Origin of the sequence: Mycobacterium palustre (assembly GCF_002101785.1) — a bacterium.
Taxonomy (GTDB): Bacteria; Actinomycetota; Actinomycetes; order Mycobacteriales; family Mycobacteriaceae; genus Mycobacterium; species Mycobacterium palustre.
The window spans coordinates 19,414-35,003 of record NZ_LQPJ01000095.1 but is presented as its reverse complement, the minus strand read 5'-3'; the positions used below and the strand labels follow the sequence as shown (position 1 = coordinate 35,003).

Genomic DNA, 15,590 nt, shown 5'->3' with positions numbered 1-15,590 from the left:
CCTCGTGCACGATGTTCAGGTGCTCGCTCACCCACGCACCGGCCAGGAGTTCGGTTCTCCGGTTGTTCCCGGCACCGGCTGGCCGGGCGATCCGGCGACACCGCGCACGCCGGTCGCCGAAAATGCCGCGGAGGTGGTCTCCCTGAGCGCCCAAGTGGAATCGATCCCCGAGCTGGACGCGGTCATCAGCGTGTGCCGGGCCTGCCCGCGGCTGGTCACCTGGCGCGAGGAGGTCGCCGTCCTCAAGCGCCGGGCCTTCGCCGACCAGCCGTACTGGGGGCGCCCGGTGCCGGGCTGGGGAGCGCAGCGGCCCTGGCTGCTGATCGTCGGGCTGGCCCCCGCCGCCCACGGCGCCAACCGGACCGGCCGGATGTTCACCGGCGACCGCTCCGGCGACCAGCTGTACGCGGCGCTGCACCGGGCCGGACTCGTGAACCAGCCGACCGCCGTCGACGCCGCGGATGGGCTGGCCGCCAACGGTGTTCGGATCGCTGCGCCGGTGCGGTGTGCTCCTCCGGCCAACGCGCCGACTCCCTCGGAGCGCGACACCTGCTGGCCCTGGCTGGAGGCCGAGTGGCGGCTGGTTTCGGGCCATGTCCGCGTGATCGTCGCGCTCGGCGGCTTCGCCTGGCAGATCGCGCTGCGCATGGCGGGGGTGTCCAAGGGCAAGCCGCGGTTCGGCCACGGCGCATTGGCTGACGTCGGGTCCGGTATCCGTCTGCTGGGCTGCTACCACCCGAGCCAGCAAAATATGTTCACCGGTAGGTTGACACCGACAATGCTCGACGAGACCTTCGCTGACGCGAAGAAGCTGGCAGGGATCAAGTGACTGACGTTTTGGTTTCCGGCGCCAGCGTGGCCGGTATAACGGCCGCGTATTGGTTTGCCCGCCACGGCTATTCGGTTATCGTGGTGGAGCGCCATCCCGGGCTGCGGCCGGGCGGTCAGGCCGTCGACGTGCGCGGTCCCGTGCTCACCGTGCTGGAACGCATGATGCTGCGGGCCGCCGCCGACCACGTGCGCACCCGGATGCGCGGTGCGTCGGTGGTGGACCGTGACGGCAACGAACTATCGCAGGACACCGAGTCGACCCCGACGGGTGGCCCTATCGCCGGTCCCGATATCGAGCTGCTGCGTGACGACCTGGTCGAATTGCTCTACGACTCAACGAAACTCAATTGCGAATTCGTCTTCGACGACACCATCGTCGCGCTGGACGACGACGGTGCCGCGGTCGGTGTGACGTTCGAGCACGCGGACGCGCGCAGCTTCGACCTGGTGATCGGCGCCGACGGGTTGCACTCCCACGTGCGCCGGTTGGTCTTCGGCCCGGAGGAGCAATTCGTTGAGAGGCTGGGCACTTTTGCGGCCATCTTCACGGTGCCGAATTTCCTGGACCTCGACTACCGGCAGATTTGGCATTACGGCGACTCGACGATGGCCGGCGTCTACAGCGCCCGCAACAATTCCGAGGCCCGGGCGATGATCGGTTTCATGGACCCCGACCTGCGAATCGACCCGCGCGACACCGAGGCCCACTTCGCCGAATTGGAAAAGCGGATGGCCGACGACGGTTGGGTGCGCCCGCAACTGCTGCAGTACATGCGCACCGCGCCCGACTTCTACTTCGACGAGATGTCGCAGATCAAGATGGACCGCTGGTCCAAGGGCAGGGTGGCCCTCGTCGGCGACGCGGGGTATTGCTGCTCGCCGTTGTCGGGGCAGGGGACCAGCGTCGCGCTGCTGGGCGGCTACATCCTGGCCGGCGAACTGAAAGCGGCAGGCGACGACTACGAGCTGGGGTTTGCCAACTACCAGAACGAGTTTCAGGACTACGTCAAGCGCAACCAGTGGCTGGTCGTCGACAACATCCCGGGCGGCGCGCCGATCCCCCAGGAGGTGTTCGAGCGGATCGTGGGTTCGCTCACGTTGAAGGACTACTGACCCGGCTCTGCGTGTGAAGCCTGGGCTTTGCGTGTGAAGCCTGGGCGCGAAAATCGCCGAAAATCCCGCCCTACGTTCACACCGAAAGCCGTGGGCGCACACTCGCCGGGAACGTTCGCCCGGCAAAAGGCGTTGACGACTGCGTGCGCCTTTCCGTCCTTGACCTCGTTCCGGTGCGCAGCGAACAGACCACCGGCGACGCGCTGGCGGCCACCGTGCGGCTGGCGCAGGCCGCCGACCGGCTCGGCTTCACCCGCTACTGGGTCGCCGAGCACCACAACATGCCGTCGGTCGGCGCGACCAGCCCGCCGGTATTGATCGCCTACCTGGCCGCGCAGACCACGCAGGTGCGGCTCGGCTCGGGCGGCGTCATGCTGCCCAACCACGCGCCGCTCGCGGTCGCCGAGCAGTTCGCACTGCTGGAGGCGGCCGCCCCGGGCCGCATCGACCTTGGCATCGGCCGCGCGCCCGGCTCCGACCCGGTAACCTCGTACGCCCTGCGCGGCAGCCGCGGCGACGAGGACATCGAGCGGTTCCCCGACTACCTCGACGACGTGGCCGCGCTGATGAGCGCGCGCGGCGTGGTGGTGCCGCTGCGGTCGGGGGACTACCGGCTCAAGGCCACCCCGGCGGCGGCGAGCGAGCCGCGGCTGTGGCTGCTGGGGTCGTCGATGTATTCGGCGCACCTGGCCGCGGCCAAGGGGCTGCCGTACGTGTTCGCGCACCACTTCTCGGGGCAGGGCACCGAGGAGGCGCTGGCCGTGTACCGCTCGCGCTTCAAGCCCAGCAAGCTGACGCCCGAGCCGGTGACGTTTTTGACCGTCAACACCGTGGTGGCCGAAACCCGCGACGAGGCAACGGCGTTGATGCTGCCCAACCTCCAGATGATGGCCCGGCTGCGCACCGCGCAGCCACTCGGGCCGGTGCCGCTGGTCGAGGAGGCCGCAGTCGCCCAACTGACCGAACAACAGCAGCACATCGTGGAAAGCGGGCTGCGGCGCGCGGTCCTCGGCACCCCGGAAGAGGCCGCCGAGCAGGTGCGTGCGCTGGCCGAACGGTTCGGCGTCGACGAGGTGATGGTGCACCCGGTCGCGTCGGCGCACCGCGGCACCGACCCGGCGACCGCGCCGGCCCGGGTCGCGACGCTGGAACTGCTGGCCAAGGAGCTGTTCTAGCCGCCGTTACGGCTGCCACCGCCGCCACCCCACGCATCGCACCGTCGGCGATCGCCCGCATGATCTCGCCGATCTCATCGTCTCGGCCGCGCGGGAACGGCCACCCATCAGTCGGTCACGCCCGCCTGCTCGGATCGGGCCGGATTCGGGCTGGGGGCGTGGGCGGCGATCCAGGCTCGCAGCTCGTCGGGGGGCCGCGGCGGGCTGTGCACGAAGCCCTGGGTGATGGCGCAGCCGTAGCGGCGCAGCGCGCTCAAGGTGACCTCGTCTTCGACGCCCTCGGCGACCAGGTCGGCGCCGAGGCTGTGCGCCAGCGCCACCGTCGAGCGCACGATGGCGACCGATCGCGGGTCGTGCGCCAGCCGCGCCACGAAGATGCGGTCGAGCTTCAGCTCGTCGACCGAGACGTCCTGCAGCCGGGCCAGCGACGACCATCCGGTGCCGTAGTCGTCGAGCGAGATGCGGACGCCCAGCTGCTGCAGCGCGGCGACGGTGTTGCGGGAACGCGCCGAGTCGACGAGGGCGCTTTCGGTGATTTCGACGATGAGCGCGTCGGGCGGCAGCTCGTGGCTGCGCAGCAGCCGCTCGATCGTGCTCACCAGGTCGAGGTCGAGCAGGTTGGTCGTCGAGAGGTTGACCGCGACGGTCAGCGGCATGCCGTCATCGCGCCACTTCCGGATCTGCCGCAGCGCGAGGCTGATGGTGCGGTTGGCCACCTTGCGCATCAGCCCGGCGCGCTCGGCGGCGGCAAGAAAGTCCTCCGGCAGCAGCAACCCGCGGCTGGGGTGCTGCCAGCGCAGCAGCGCCTCGACGCTGTGGACGCTGCCGTCGCCGGCGTTGATCTTGGGCTGGTAGTGCACCGTCAGCTGGTTCTCGTCGAGCAGCGCGGCGCGCAGCTCCTCGACCAGGTTGGGGTCGTTGTCGCGGTACAACTCGTACGCCGCGTCGTAGACCGCGATCTTGCTGATCGCGGATTTGGCGTGCGGGAGCGCCGTCTCGGCGCGATTCAGCAGCTCCTGCGGGTGGTCGCAGTGGTCGGGACACAGCGCGATGGCGACGCGGGCGTCGACCTGCACGGTCATCGAATCGAGCCTGAAGGGTTCGCTCAGCGCTTCGAGCAGCCGGCCCGCCTGGGCGCGCGCGGCGATCAGGTCGGACCCCTCGGCCAGCAGGATGGCGAACTCGTCGTCGCTCACCCGCGTCAAAAGGTCCTCCCGGCGCACGCTGTTCGCGAGCCGGCTGGCGACGTGGGACAGCAGCTCGTCGCCGAAGTGGCGCCCGAGCGAGTCGTTGAACTCCTGGAACTCGTAGAGGTGCAGCAGCAGAAGGGCCCGCCGTGACGACGTGAGGGTCACCGGCGTGGGTTCGCTCGCGGCGGGTCCGGACAGCGCGGTCAGCGCCGTCGCCAGCGACCGCCGGTTGGGCAGCCTGGTCAGCTGGTCGGTCATGGCCTGCTTGTGGGTTTCGGCCAGGACGCTGACGTCGCGGAAGGTCACCGAGAATCGGGCGGCGACCGCGATCAGGCTGAGCGCCGCCAGTGCCGCCGCCACGCGTGAATTGTGGCTCAGCACAGCGACTCCCAGCGCCACGACGGTGCACGCCACCGGGACGCTGTAGGAGCCGAGCGCGCGCCGGGGTGCCGGAGTCGTCGTCGACTGGGGCGCCCAGCTCGCCATCGTCACCAGCAACGACGACGCCGGCCAGAGCGCATCGAGCGTGCTGCCCACCCTGTAGGTGCCCCCCGCGGTCTCGAAGAGGTACACCGCGTCCGCGACGGCGAACCCGATGAACCCGATGGCCAGCAGGCCCCACCGGAACCCGTTGCGCCAGCCCAAGATCGGCAGCATGCCGGCGGCCAGGGCCAGCAGCACCAGATCCCCCCAGGGGTAGACGAGGCCCACCAGCACCGTCGCCGGCGCGCGGGCCGCCGCCGCGTGCATTGGCCCGGCCCGCAGCGCCGCGGCCAGCGCGGCCGTGGCGAGCGCGCACACCAGCGAGTCGAGCCGGATCGGCGTCGGCACGCGCTCGAGGCGCGACCGCATCAGCAGCAGCAACCCGGCATAGGCGAACGGATAAAACGCCAGGTACTCCGGGTCGGCCGCCGACGGGACCTGGCCCTCGCGCACCCACAGGGCGTAGACGACGTCGCCCACCGCCGACAGCGCCATGCCGGCCGCGATCAGCGACCACGCCCAACGGTCGGCCCTGACGCGGTAGGCGCGAGCGGCTATCAGGGCCGCCGCCAAAAGGTTCAGCGCGGAGTACAGCGATTTGGCGAAGAGCACGCTGTGGCTGGCCGCCGGGTTCAGCACGCTCGTCACGGCGAAGACCATCACGCCAATCGCCAACGCGGCCATGGCAATCCGGATCGGCGTCGGCGGCCACCGCATGCCGGCGGGAGCGTCGTGCGTTCGCTCTCGCGTGGCCGTCGCGGCGTCGGCCAGGGGCTTGAGCGCTCGAGCCAGCCTCGTCTCGTTGCCGAAGCCCCGGCCCGAGACCAGCTCCGGCGCCCGCGGTGCCCGCCTGTCCCCGGTCGCCCGGACGGCGGGCTCGGCAATCTGCGAAAACGTATAGGGGAAGGGATGATCCGGCATAAAACCCCGGATGCATTGTCCCCCTTCTCGTTTGGCGGTGTACATCGCCAGGTCGGCGTGCCGCAGGAGCTGGTCGACGGTGCTGTTCGACTCGGCCGTCGCCACGGTGAAGCCGATGCTCGGCCGGACCGCGATGGGAACGCCGTCGATCACGATCACCGAGCCGAAGGCGTCGAGAACCCGCTGCGCCGCCGCCTGCGATTCTTCCAGCGAGGCCTCGATCAGCACGGCGAATTCGTCACCGCCCAGGCGCGCCACGGTCCCCATGTCGCCCAGCGCGGCGGTTAGCCGTCCGGCGACCCGGATCAGCAGCTCGTCGCCGGCCGGGTGGCCCAAGGCGTCGTTGACCGATTTGAAGTTGTCGAGGTCCAGGCACAGCACGGCGACGGGTGTACCTTCGCGGCGTTGACGGGCGATGGCCCCTTCCAGGCGGTGCAGGAATTGGGCCCGATTGGCCAGGCCGGTCAGGCTGTCGCGAAACGCCTCCCGCGCGACCTCGGAAAGCAGGCTTTGGTTTTCGACGAGCACGATGAACTGCCGCGCCAGCACCGCGGCGACCAGGATGCCCAGCGCCGTGAGCAGCGGACCGTGCGCCATCAGACCCACCGCGTGGGACCACCCGACGGCGGCGGCGACCAGCAGCGGCAGGTACGGCAACCACAGCAGCGCCGGTGACAAGATCTCGTTCCGGCGGGACGCCGTAGGGGTCTCGTGGACGCTGGACAGCCCGGCCAGCGCGATCAGGCCGAACCCCGCCACCCGCCCGAGATCCGACAGGTCGCCCAGGTGATAGCTGCCCATCCCGGTCAAAAAGACCATGACGATGTCGGAGGCGGCGATCGTCGCGATCCCGCCCGCCAGCAGCCCACGGCTCGGCAGGTCGTGGGAACGCACGCGCGACAGCATCAGGATCCCCGTCGTCAGGAGCACGACGTCAGCGAAGATCTCCATCAGCGTGGCGAGCCGCGAGCCGCTGTCCCGCCGCAGCTGGTCGTCCAGGACGAACACCCACGAGATGACGAACAGCGAGGTCGCGACGATGAGACCGTCCAGCACGAGCCGCCGCGGGCTGTGCCGCGACAAGTGCGACAACAGGACCAACGACGCCATGGCACCGACCGGGTACACGGTGAATACGGCCTCGGCTGCGGCGGGGTGGGTGGCGTGTTCGACGTCCGGGCGCACCTCGTACACCGACCAGAGGGCCTCACCGAACGCCCAGCCCGCAAGGGCCGCCAGCAGCGCCAACCAGCCGAACCTGCGGCGCCCGGTCGAAAAGCGGGCCGCATACCCGGCACAGCCCGCGGCAACCAGCAGGCACACCGCGAACACGGCCTCGTCGACGGGCCGGGCCCCGTACCGGCCCCGCCACCCGAACGCCGACGAGCTGGCCACCAGCACCGCCGCGACACCGTAGCCGCCTGCCACCAGCCAGCCGACGCGCGCGGACAGCCCGAAGCGCCGCCATGGATTTCCCGTCCACCCCGTCATAGGCGCTCCAGCCGATCCCGCGCTTTGCGGTGAAGAGATGGAACGCTTCACCGCGCGCTACAGGAGGATAATCCGCCGGGCCGCTCTCACGGGCCACTACCTGGCTTTTTCATACGGCCTGTCGGCAGTCAGCGCGGCGTCAGCGCGAAAACCGAGATGGGACGCGACGTCCGGTTCTGGTAGCCCGCATAGCGGTTGGCGTTGTTCTTGTTGACGAGCTCCCACAGCCTGGGATAGTCGGCGTCGCCGGGGCTCACCTGGCGGGCGGTCACCGCGATCCGTTTCGGGCCGACGTTTATCTCGCACTCGGACTGCTTGCGCAGGTTGTGGTACCAGCCGGGGTGGCGGTCGTCGCCGCCCTTGGACGCGACGATCAGGTATGAGTCGCCATCGCGGGCGTAGGTGAGCGTCGTGGTGCGCGGCTGGCCGGTCTTCGCGCCGATCGTGTGCAGCAGCAGGCTGGGCGGTATCCCGGGAATCCGGTGACCTACCCGGCCGCCGGTCTTGCGGTAGATCGCGTCGTGCGCGCGCAGAAACGGCACCAGCACGAATTGCTCTAGCGGACTCACGTTGCTCATCAGCCCAGTCTTACTGGCTCGCGTCGATGCGGGCCACGGCCTCCCGCAAGATCTGCGCGGTGGCTTCCCGGTCGGGGTCGCGGCGCAGCAGCAGCCCCTTGGCGAACGAGAGCTTGTCGCCGTTGCGCCGCGGCAGCACGTGCAGGTGAATGTGGTCCACGGACTGGAACGCGGCGCGGCCGTCGTTGACCGCGATGTTCGTCGCGTCGGCCAGTTCCGTCGAGCGGGCGGCCCGGGCGATCCGCTGCCCGATGGTGGCCATGTCGGCCAGCGTCTCCGGCGGGGTGTCGGTGAGATCGACGGTGTGGCGCTTGGGGATCACCAGCGTGTGACCGCGGGTGAACGGGCGGATGTCGAGGATCGCCAGGTAGCCGTCGTCTTCGTAGACCCGGAGGGCCGGGGCTTCCCCCGCGACGATCGCGCAGAACACGCAGGACATGTCGCCCACGCTACTGGCCGGCCGGATCGGGCGATACGCTGCGGCGGTGGACGCTCGCGAGGTCGCTTTTGCCGGCGCGGCCGCACAGGCGCGGATGCTGGCCGACGGCGAGCTGACCGCGCCGGAGCTGCTCGAGATCTACCTGGAGCGGATCGCGCGCCTCGACACCGAGCTGCGCTGCTACCGCACGGTGCTGTCCGACAGCGCGCGCTACGAGGCCGCCGCGGCGCAGGACCGCCTGGAGGCGGGGGAGCGGCTGCCGCTGCTCGGGGTGCCGATCGCGATCAAGGACGACGTGGACGTCGCCGGCGAGGTGACCACGTACGGCTCCGGCGGGCACCGCCCGGCCGTGACGTCCGACGCGGAGGTGGTGCGCCGGTTGCGTGCGGCCGGCGCGGTGATCATGGGCAAGACCAACGTGCCCGAGCTGATGATGTTCCCCTACACCGAGTCGCTGACGTTCGGGGCCACCCGCAACCCATGGAACCTCACGCGCACCCCGGGCGGCAGCAGCGGCGGCAGCGCGGCGGCGGTGGCGGCCGGCCTGGCCCCGCTGGCGCTGGGATCCGACGGCGGCGGCTCGATCCGCATCCCGGCGATCTGGTCCGGGGTGTTCGGTCTGAAACCGCAACGCGACCGGGTCTCGCTGGAACCGCACGACGAGGCCTGGTACGGGCTCAGCGTCAACGGCCCGCTCGCCCGGTCGGTGGCCGACGCGGCGCTGTTTTTGGATGCGACAGCCACCCTTTCCGAAGTGTCCGGCCCAACTGGCGAGTTCGTGGCGGCGGCCGCGCGCCCGCCCGGGCGGCTGCGAATCGCGTTGAGCGCCAAGGTACCAACGCCGCTGCCCGTGCGCGTCGGCAAGGCCGAGTCGGCGGCCCTCGACCAGGCCGGCGCGCTGCTTCGCGACCTGGGGCACGAGGTCATCACCCGCGACCCCGACTACCCGGCCTCGGCGACGTTGGCCAACTACCTGCCCCGGTACCTGCGCGGCATCTGCGACGACGCCGACGCCCAGGCCCATCCGGAACGCCTGGAGGCGCGGACCCGCAACCTGGCGCGCGCGGGTGCGCTGTTCTCCGACCGGCGGATGGCGGCGATCCGCGCTGCGGAGCCGGCGTTGAGCGCCCGCATCCAGTCGATCTTCGACGACGTCGACGTCGTCGTCACGCCCGGCAACGCGACCGGACCCTCGCGCATCGGCGCCTACCGGCGCCGCGGCGCGGTCTGGACGCTGCTGGCGGTGGCCCAGCGGGTGCCCTACCAACAGATCTGGAACCTGACCGGTCAGCCCGTCGCCGCGGTGCCGTGGGATTTCGACGGTGATGGCCTGCCGATCGGCGTGCAGCTCGTGGGCCGGCCGTACGACGAGGCGACGTTGCTGTCGCTGTCCGGCCAGATCGAATCCGCCAGGCCCTGGGCGCACCGCCGGCCGCCCGTGTCATGACGAGGTAACCCGGGTGACGGCGGGGTAGGGCCCGACGCCCGCGTTGTACGTTGACGAGGTGGACGACGGTCACAGGGGGGCCGACCGCAACATCGACGCTCTGCTCGAGGGGCTCGACGGCGCCGCGCGCGCCGAGCGGGCCGAGCTCGTGCACTGGCTGCTCGAGCAGGGCATCACCGCCGACGAGATCCGCGCCACCAATCCGCCCTTGCTGCTAGCCACCCGCCACCTCGTCGGCGACGACGGCACCTACGTGTCCACCCGCGAGATCAGCGAAACCTTCGGCGTCGACCTCACCCTGCTGCAGCGGGTGCAGCGGGCCATCGGCCTGGCGCGGGTCGACGACCCCGACGCCGTGGTGCACATGCGCGCCGACGGCGAAGCCGCCGCCTACGCGCAGCGCTTCGTGGAGCTCGGCCTGGATCCCGACCAGGTGGTGCTCGTGGTCCGGGTGCTCGCCGAAGGCCTTTCGCGCGCCGCCGAAGTCATGCGCTTCACGGCGCTGTCGGCGATCATGCGGCCCGGCGTCACCGAGCTGGAAATCGCCAAGGCGTCCAAGGCGCTGGTGAGCCAGATCGTCCCGATCCTCGGGCCGATGATCCAGGACATGCTCTTTATGCAGCTGCGGAACATGATGGAGACCGAGGCCGTCAACGCCGGGGAGCGGGCCGCCGGCAAGCCGCTGCCCGGGGCGCGCCAGATCGCCGTCGCGTTCGCCGACCTCGTCGGCTTCACCCGGCTGGGCGAAGCGGTGTCGCCCGAGGAGCTCGGCCAGCTCGCGAACCGGCTGGCGGACCTGGCCCGCGACATGACGGCGCCGCCGGTGCGGTTCATCAAGACGATCGGCGACGCGGTCATGTTCGTCTGCCCCGATCCCGAGCCGCTACTGGATGTGGTCCTCAAGCTCGTCGACGCCGTCGACACCGACAACGACTTCCCGCGATTGCGGGCGGGGGTGGCGTGCGGCATGGCGGTCAGCCGCGCCGGCGACTGGTTCGGCAGCCCCGTCAACGTGGCGAGCCGGGTCACCGGTGTGGCGCGGCCCGGCACGGTGCTGGCGGCGGACTCGGTCTGGGAAGCCCTGAGCGAGACGCCCGAATCGGGCGGCTTCCAGGCGTCGTTCGCGGGTGCGCGCCGGCTCAAGGGCATCAGCGACGAGGTCAAGCTGTTCCGGATCCGCCGGGGCAACGGCTCGCCGGCCGGCGGCGGCTAACCCATACGCATGGGCAGGCCCGGGCGACACCAGGGGACGTTTACTCCGTCTTGCGCGGGTAATACGCGGCCGGCTTCCTACCCCTTCTTCCGGCGCTTCGAATTGGTCGCTTCCGGGCCTGCTTCGCTACCAAAACTACAACTCCGATCAGCGCATATCAACGCTTTTGCGGTCCCGAAACGCCCGGCGGCCTCCCGTGCGCGCACAGGGGCCGTTCGCCGCCGGCGAAAGCGGTTCCCTTTACAGGTGTAACGATGTAATCATGTAATCATGAGAACCCACCACGCACACGGGCGGCGGTACGGCCGCCCCGGCGGCTGGCAGCAAGCCCAGCAGCCCGACGCGAGCGGCGCCGCCGAATGGTTCAGCGGGCGCCTCCCCGAGGCCTGGTTCGACGGCGACCCGACGGTCATCGTCGACCGCGAAGAGATCACGGTCATCGGCAAGCTGCCCGAGCCCGACGGCTCGGAAAAAGAGGAGAGCGAGGCCCGCGCGGAAGGCAGGGTTTCGCGCTTCCGCGAAGAGACCCGGTCCGAGCGGATGCGCATCGCCGACGAGGCGCAGGATCGGTACGGGCGCAAGGTTTCCTGGGGCGTCGAAATCGGCGGCGAGCGAATCCTGTTCACCCACATCGCCGTTCCGGTGATGACGCGGCTCAAGCAGCCCGAGCGTCAGGTGCTCGACACCCTGGTCGACGCCGGCGTCGCCCGGTCCCGCGCCGACGCGCTCGCGTGGTCGGTCAGGCTGGTCGGCGAGCACACCGAGGAATGGCTCGCTAAGCTGCGCGACGCCATGTCGGCGGTCGACGATCTGCGCGCGCAGGGGCCCGACCTCCAGTCGTAAGCCGTTGGGCGTAAGCGCTATTGGCTGTCGACCGTTATTGGCTGTCGACCTTGGTGACGATCTTGTCGACGATCTGACCGCCCTGGTCGGTGATGTGGTAACCGCAGGCGTTGACGTCGATCACCACGTTGTTGGCCAGGCCCATCGCGCGTTGGCACTCCCAGCCGTCGGCGCCCTCCTGGGTGTCGATCACCGTGAATTTCGGTGGGCTGCCGTTGATTTGGGCGAACGTCCACCTGAAGGTCTTGCCCTTGTTGTTCACGGTGACCGTCTTGCCGACGCAGGCTTTCCACTTGTCGGCCGACGTCTGCACAAACGCCTTCGCCTTGTCGGCGGACGGGAACGCCACCACGGCCTGGTTGACCCAGTGGTCGTAGTTGTCGCCCGGCTCGGAGGACACCAGCCCGCTTATTCCGGTGTAACCGGTGCCCGCGTACACCGGGTCCTGGCTGGTGTAGAGCGCGCCCTGGCAGTTCGGCAACGACAACGTCGCCGACGACGAGTCCATCGACGTGATCGGCTTGCCCGGCGTCATGCTCGACGAGCCCATGACGGCGTTGACCTCCGAGGGGTCTAGCAGTAGCGAGCTGAGATGGTCCGCCGATATCGGCTCGGGGGGCGGTGTCGGTTCCGGTCGCGTCAGCAGCCAAATGCCTACGCCCCCGACGACGAGGACGATGACGGCGCCGACGGCGGCGACGATCAGCCACGGGCCGCGGGTCTTTTTCTGTGGCGCTTGGTTCCACGGCGTCGGGCCGGCGAATTGCTGCGGGGGGCCGGTCCAATTGCCGCCTCCGCCTTGGTAGTACTGCGGGTTGGATGGGCTGGCGGCGGGTGTCGGGCCGCTCTCCGGAGCCCATGGCCGCCCGGTCGGCGTGGCCTGTGGCATCGGGCCCGAACTCGGTGCCGACGCGGCCGGATAGGGCACCCGGCCCCGCGGGTCGGCCGTGGGCGGGGGCGTGTTGGCGGGAGGCTGGGCCGGCGCCGTGGGATTGGCCGCCATGGTGGGTCCCTGGCCGGGGAGGACGCCGGGCTCGGTGGCGGGCAGGGTGGCCTCACGGCTTCTGCGCACGATGTTTTCGGCGTGGTCCTGATCGGGGTCGGACAGCGCCTCGTGGGCTGCCAGGGCCAGATCGCCCGCGCTGGCGTAGCGGTCCCCGGGTTCTTTCGCCATGCCCCGCGCAATCACGGCATCGAAGGCCTTGGGGACGCCGCGACGCACCTCGCTGGGCTTGGGGATGGGCTTGAAGAGGTGCGCGGTGACCAGGGTGTTGGCGCTGTCGGCGCGATACGGCGGGGACCCGGTCAGCGCCTCGTGCAGGACGCAGGCCAGCGCGTAGATGTCGGCGCGGTAGGTGACCTCGTTGTTCGAAAACCGTTCGGGCGCCATGTATTTCCAGGTGCCGACCGCGGTGCCCAGCTGGGTCAACTTTTCGTCGGTGGTCGCGCTGGCGATGCCGAAGTCGACCAGGTAGGCGAAGTCGTCACGGGTGACCAGGATGTTGGGCGGCTTGACGTCCCGGTGCATGACCCCGGCGGCGTGCGCGGCGTCCAGCGCCGAGGCGATCTGGGTGATGATGGCCACCGCCCGCGGCGGGGTGAGCGGGCCGAACCGCTTGAGCAGGGTGTCCAGGTCGGTGCCCTCGATGAGGCGCATCTCCATGAACATCTGACCGTCGATTTCGCCGTAGTCGTGGATCGGCACCACGTGGGGCTCCTGCAAACGGCCGGCGATGCGGGCCTCGCGCTTCATCCGCTCGCGAAACACCGGGTCCTTGCTGAAGGTGTCCGACATCAGCTTGACCGCGACGGTCCACTCCTTGACGGTGTGTTCGGCCTCGTAGACCTCGCCCATGCCACCGCGGCCGAGCAGCCGTTTCAGGTGATAGGGCCCGAACATCGAGCCGACCCGTGAGGCCTGCGCGTCACTCATCTATGACCCTCCAAACCAACCCCCGGTCCCGCCGACCTTATCAACCATCGGCGGCCCGAACGGTCGGCAAAAAAGACCCGACTCAGCAATCATGACGGTAAAGCCCACGAGGTGGCGCCGCAGGATAACGGCGACATTAGGCGGGCGGCCCGCCGCGCCGCCGCCGGTGCCCTGCCGCGAGCGCCTGCGAGCGCCTACGAGTGGGACGTCCACCACTTGTACAGCTGATCCAGGTTCGGCCCCTGCGGTTTTCCGTTGACGACCGCGAACACCAAGGTCTGCTGGTTGGTCCACATCACCTGCGGCTCGTCGCCCTTGTACGTCCCGCAGCCGATCTGGCCGAGGACGGTGTTGGGGTCCTTGTTGTGCCACCAGTTGCCCGGCGACGCCCTTCCCCCGGGGCACTTGACGACCGCGTCGGTACCCAGGTAGCCGCTGAACGCGTCCTGCAGCGCTTTGATGTCCGAGAACAACCCGTATTCCGCGACCGTCGGGCCGTCGGGGTCGGTGTTTTGTCCGCACATGACCGAGACGATCGCGCCCGGCATCGGTTGGCCCTCGGGCTTGCAAGCTCCCGCGGGGTAGCCGGCGGGCAGCAGGGACAACAGCCGATTCTGCGCCTCGGTGGGCGGGTTCGTCGTCGTGTTCGTCGTCGTGGTGGTGCGGGTCGTCGTCCTCGCGGTGGTTGCCGTCGTGGTGGTGCCGCCCGCGTTGGAGGCCTGTTCGTCGTCGCCTCCGGCCAGCGAGATGCCGACGGCGATGAGCACGAGAACGACGACGACGGCCGCGGCGCCGGCGACGAGGGGCCACGGATTGCGTTTGGGCGGTGGTGGCTGGTTTCCCTGGCTCCAGGGCGCCGGCCCGGCGAATCTTTGGGGTTCGCTGGCCGCGGGACCACCCCAACCGGCCTGGTAGTAGGGCGGGTTGGGCGAGGGCGGGTCGGCGCGCCGAGAGGGGGCCGCCGCGAAGCCGGCCGGGGGGCCGGACGAGGCGGCGGGCGGAATGGTGCCTTTCAGGTGCGGCAGCGTGGATTCCTCGCTGCGGCGCAGGATGTTGACGGCCTGGGTTTGCTCGGGGTTGGTGAGCGCGTCGTGGGCCGCCCGCGCCAGGTCACCGGCGCTGGGGTAGCGGTCGTGCGGCCTTTTGGCCATGCCGCGCGAGATCACCGAGTCGAAGGCCCGGGGGACGCCCGCGCGTTTGACGCTGGGCTGGGGGATCGGCTCCATCAGGTGGGCGGTGACCAGCGCGCCGGCGTGCTCGGACGCGTAGGGCGGGGAGCCGGTCAGGCACTCGTACAGCACGCACGCCAGCGAGTAGACGTCGGCGCGGTGGTCCACCGGGTCGTTGGAAAACCGTTCGGGCGCCATGTATTTCCAGGTGCCGACGGCGGTGCCGAACTGGGTGAGTTTTTCGTCGGTGGTCGCGCTGGCGATGCCGAAGTCGACCAGGTAGGCGAAGTCGTCGCGGGTGACCAGGATGTTGGGTGGCTTGACGTCGCGGTGGGTCACGCCCGCGGCGTGCGCGGCGTCCAGCGCCGAGGCGATCTGGGTGATGATGGCGACCGCGCGCGGCGGGCTCATCGAACCGAACCGCTTGAGCAAAGTGTCCAAGTCGGTGCCCTCGATGAGGCGCATCTCCAAAAACATTTGCCCGTCGATTTCGCCGTAGTCGTGGATGGGAACCACGTGGGGTTCCTGCAAACGACCGGTGATCCGCGCTTCGCGCCTCATCCGCTCGCGGAACACCGGATCGCTGCTGACGGATTCCGACATCAGCTTGAGCGCCACGGTCCAGCCCTTGACGGTGTGTTCGGCCTCGTAGACCTCGCCCATCCCGCCGCGGCCGAGCGCCCGTTTGAGCTGGTAGGGCCCGAACATCGACCCCGCACGCGAGCCCGGCGCCCCGCTCATTGACCCTCCAAACAAGCCCAGAC

General features: G+C 70.0%; 11 protein-coding genes. 6 read left to right on the top strand and 5 right to left on the bottom strand.

What is annotated here, in order from left to right; translation table 11 throughout:
• Positions 1-4 precede the first annotated feature (4 nt).
• From AWC19_RS11025 to AWC19_RS11015, 3 genes are all read left to right on the top strand, one after another.
• Positions 5-829, top strand: a complete 825-nt coding sequence (locus AWC19_RS11025; protein ID WP_085078153.1) for a uracil-DNA glycosylase — start codon at positions 5-7, stop codon at positions 827-829.
• Positions 826-1,944 (top strand): FAD-binding protein, encoded by a 1,119-nt coding sequence (locus AWC19_RS11020; RefSeq protein WP_085078112.1) that lies wholly within the window; start codon positions 826-828, stop codon positions 1,942-1,944. The genes AWC19_RS11025 and AWC19_RS11020 overlap by 4 nt, the downstream gene beginning before the upstream one ends.
• A gap of 143 nt (positions 1,945-2,087) precedes the next feature.
• On the top strand, positions 2,088-3,119 hold the full coding sequence (locus AWC19_RS11015; RefSeq protein WP_085078111.1) for an LLM class flavin-dependent oxidoreductase: 1,032 nt from the start codon (positions 2,088-2,090) through the stop codon (positions 3,117-3,119).
• 107 nt (positions 3,120-3,226) lie between these two features.
• On the opposite strand, the gene AWC19_RS11010 is transcribed toward AWC19_RS11015, so the two are convergent.
• The 3 genes from AWC19_RS11010 to AWC19_RS11000 all read right to left on the bottom strand — a co-directional run bounded on the left by AWC19_RS11010 (position 3,227) and on the right by AWC19_RS11000 (position 8,221).
• A complete protein-coding gene (locus AWC19_RS11010) occupies positions 3,227-7,204 on the bottom strand; it encodes a bifunctional diguanylate cyclase/phosphodiesterase (protein ID WP_085078109.1) in 3,978 nt (1,325 codons plus the stop codon).
• 128 nt (positions 7,205-7,332) lie between these two features.
• A complete protein-coding gene (locus AWC19_RS11005; RefSeq protein WP_085078107.1) occupies positions 7,333-7,782 on the bottom strand; it encodes a nitroreductase family deazaflavin-dependent oxidoreductase in 450 nt (149 codons plus the stop codon).
• A gap of 10 nt (positions 7,783-7,792) precedes the next feature.
• Entirely contained in the window at positions 7,793-8,221 is a 429-nt protein-coding gene (locus AWC19_RS11000; RefSeq protein WP_085078105.1) for an HIT family protein, read from the bottom strand.
• A gap of 46 nt (positions 8,222-8,267) precedes the next feature.
• Between AWC19_RS11000 and AWC19_RS10995 the strand changes: the two genes are divergently transcribed.
• The 3 genes from AWC19_RS10995 (at position 8,268) to AWC19_RS10985 (ending at position 11,724) form a co-directional block, all read left to right on the top strand.
• Entirely contained in the window at positions 8,268-9,668 is a 1,401-nt protein-coding gene (locus AWC19_RS10995; RefSeq protein ID WP_142281116.1) for an amidase, read from the top strand.
• A 58-nt stretch (positions 9,669-9,726) separates the two neighbouring features.
• Positions 9,727-10,881: an adenylate/guanylate cyclase domain-containing protein gene (locus AWC19_RS10990; protein ID WP_211284901.1), complete on the top strand. Its 1,155-nt coding sequence runs from the start codon at positions 9,727-9,729 to the stop codon at positions 10,879-10,881.
• A 270-nt stretch (positions 10,882-11,151) separates the two neighbouring features.
• Positions 11,152-11,724: a hypothetical protein gene (locus AWC19_RS10985; protein ID WP_085078099.1), complete on the top strand. Its 573-nt coding sequence runs from the start codon at positions 11,152-11,154 to the stop codon at positions 11,722-11,724.
• A gap of 34 nt (positions 11,725-11,758) precedes the next feature.
• Here the strand turns inward: AWC19_RS10985 and AWC19_RS10980 are convergent, their stop codons facing one another.
• Both AWC19_RS10980 and AWC19_RS10975 read right to left on the bottom strand, forming a co-directional pair.
• Complete coding sequence (locus tag AWC19_RS10980) at positions 11,759-13,657, bottom strand: serine/threonine-protein kinase PknH/PknJ (protein ID WP_085078097.1); 1,899 nt, start codon at positions 13,655-13,657, stop codon at positions 11,759-11,761.
• 194 nt (positions 13,658-13,851) lie between these two features.
• Complete coding sequence (locus AWC19_RS10975) at positions 13,852-15,567, bottom strand: serine/threonine-protein kinase (RefSeq protein WP_085078095.1); 1,716 nt, start codon at positions 15,565-15,567, stop codon at positions 13,852-13,854.
• Between the last annotated feature and the right edge of the window lie 23 nt (positions 15,568-15,590).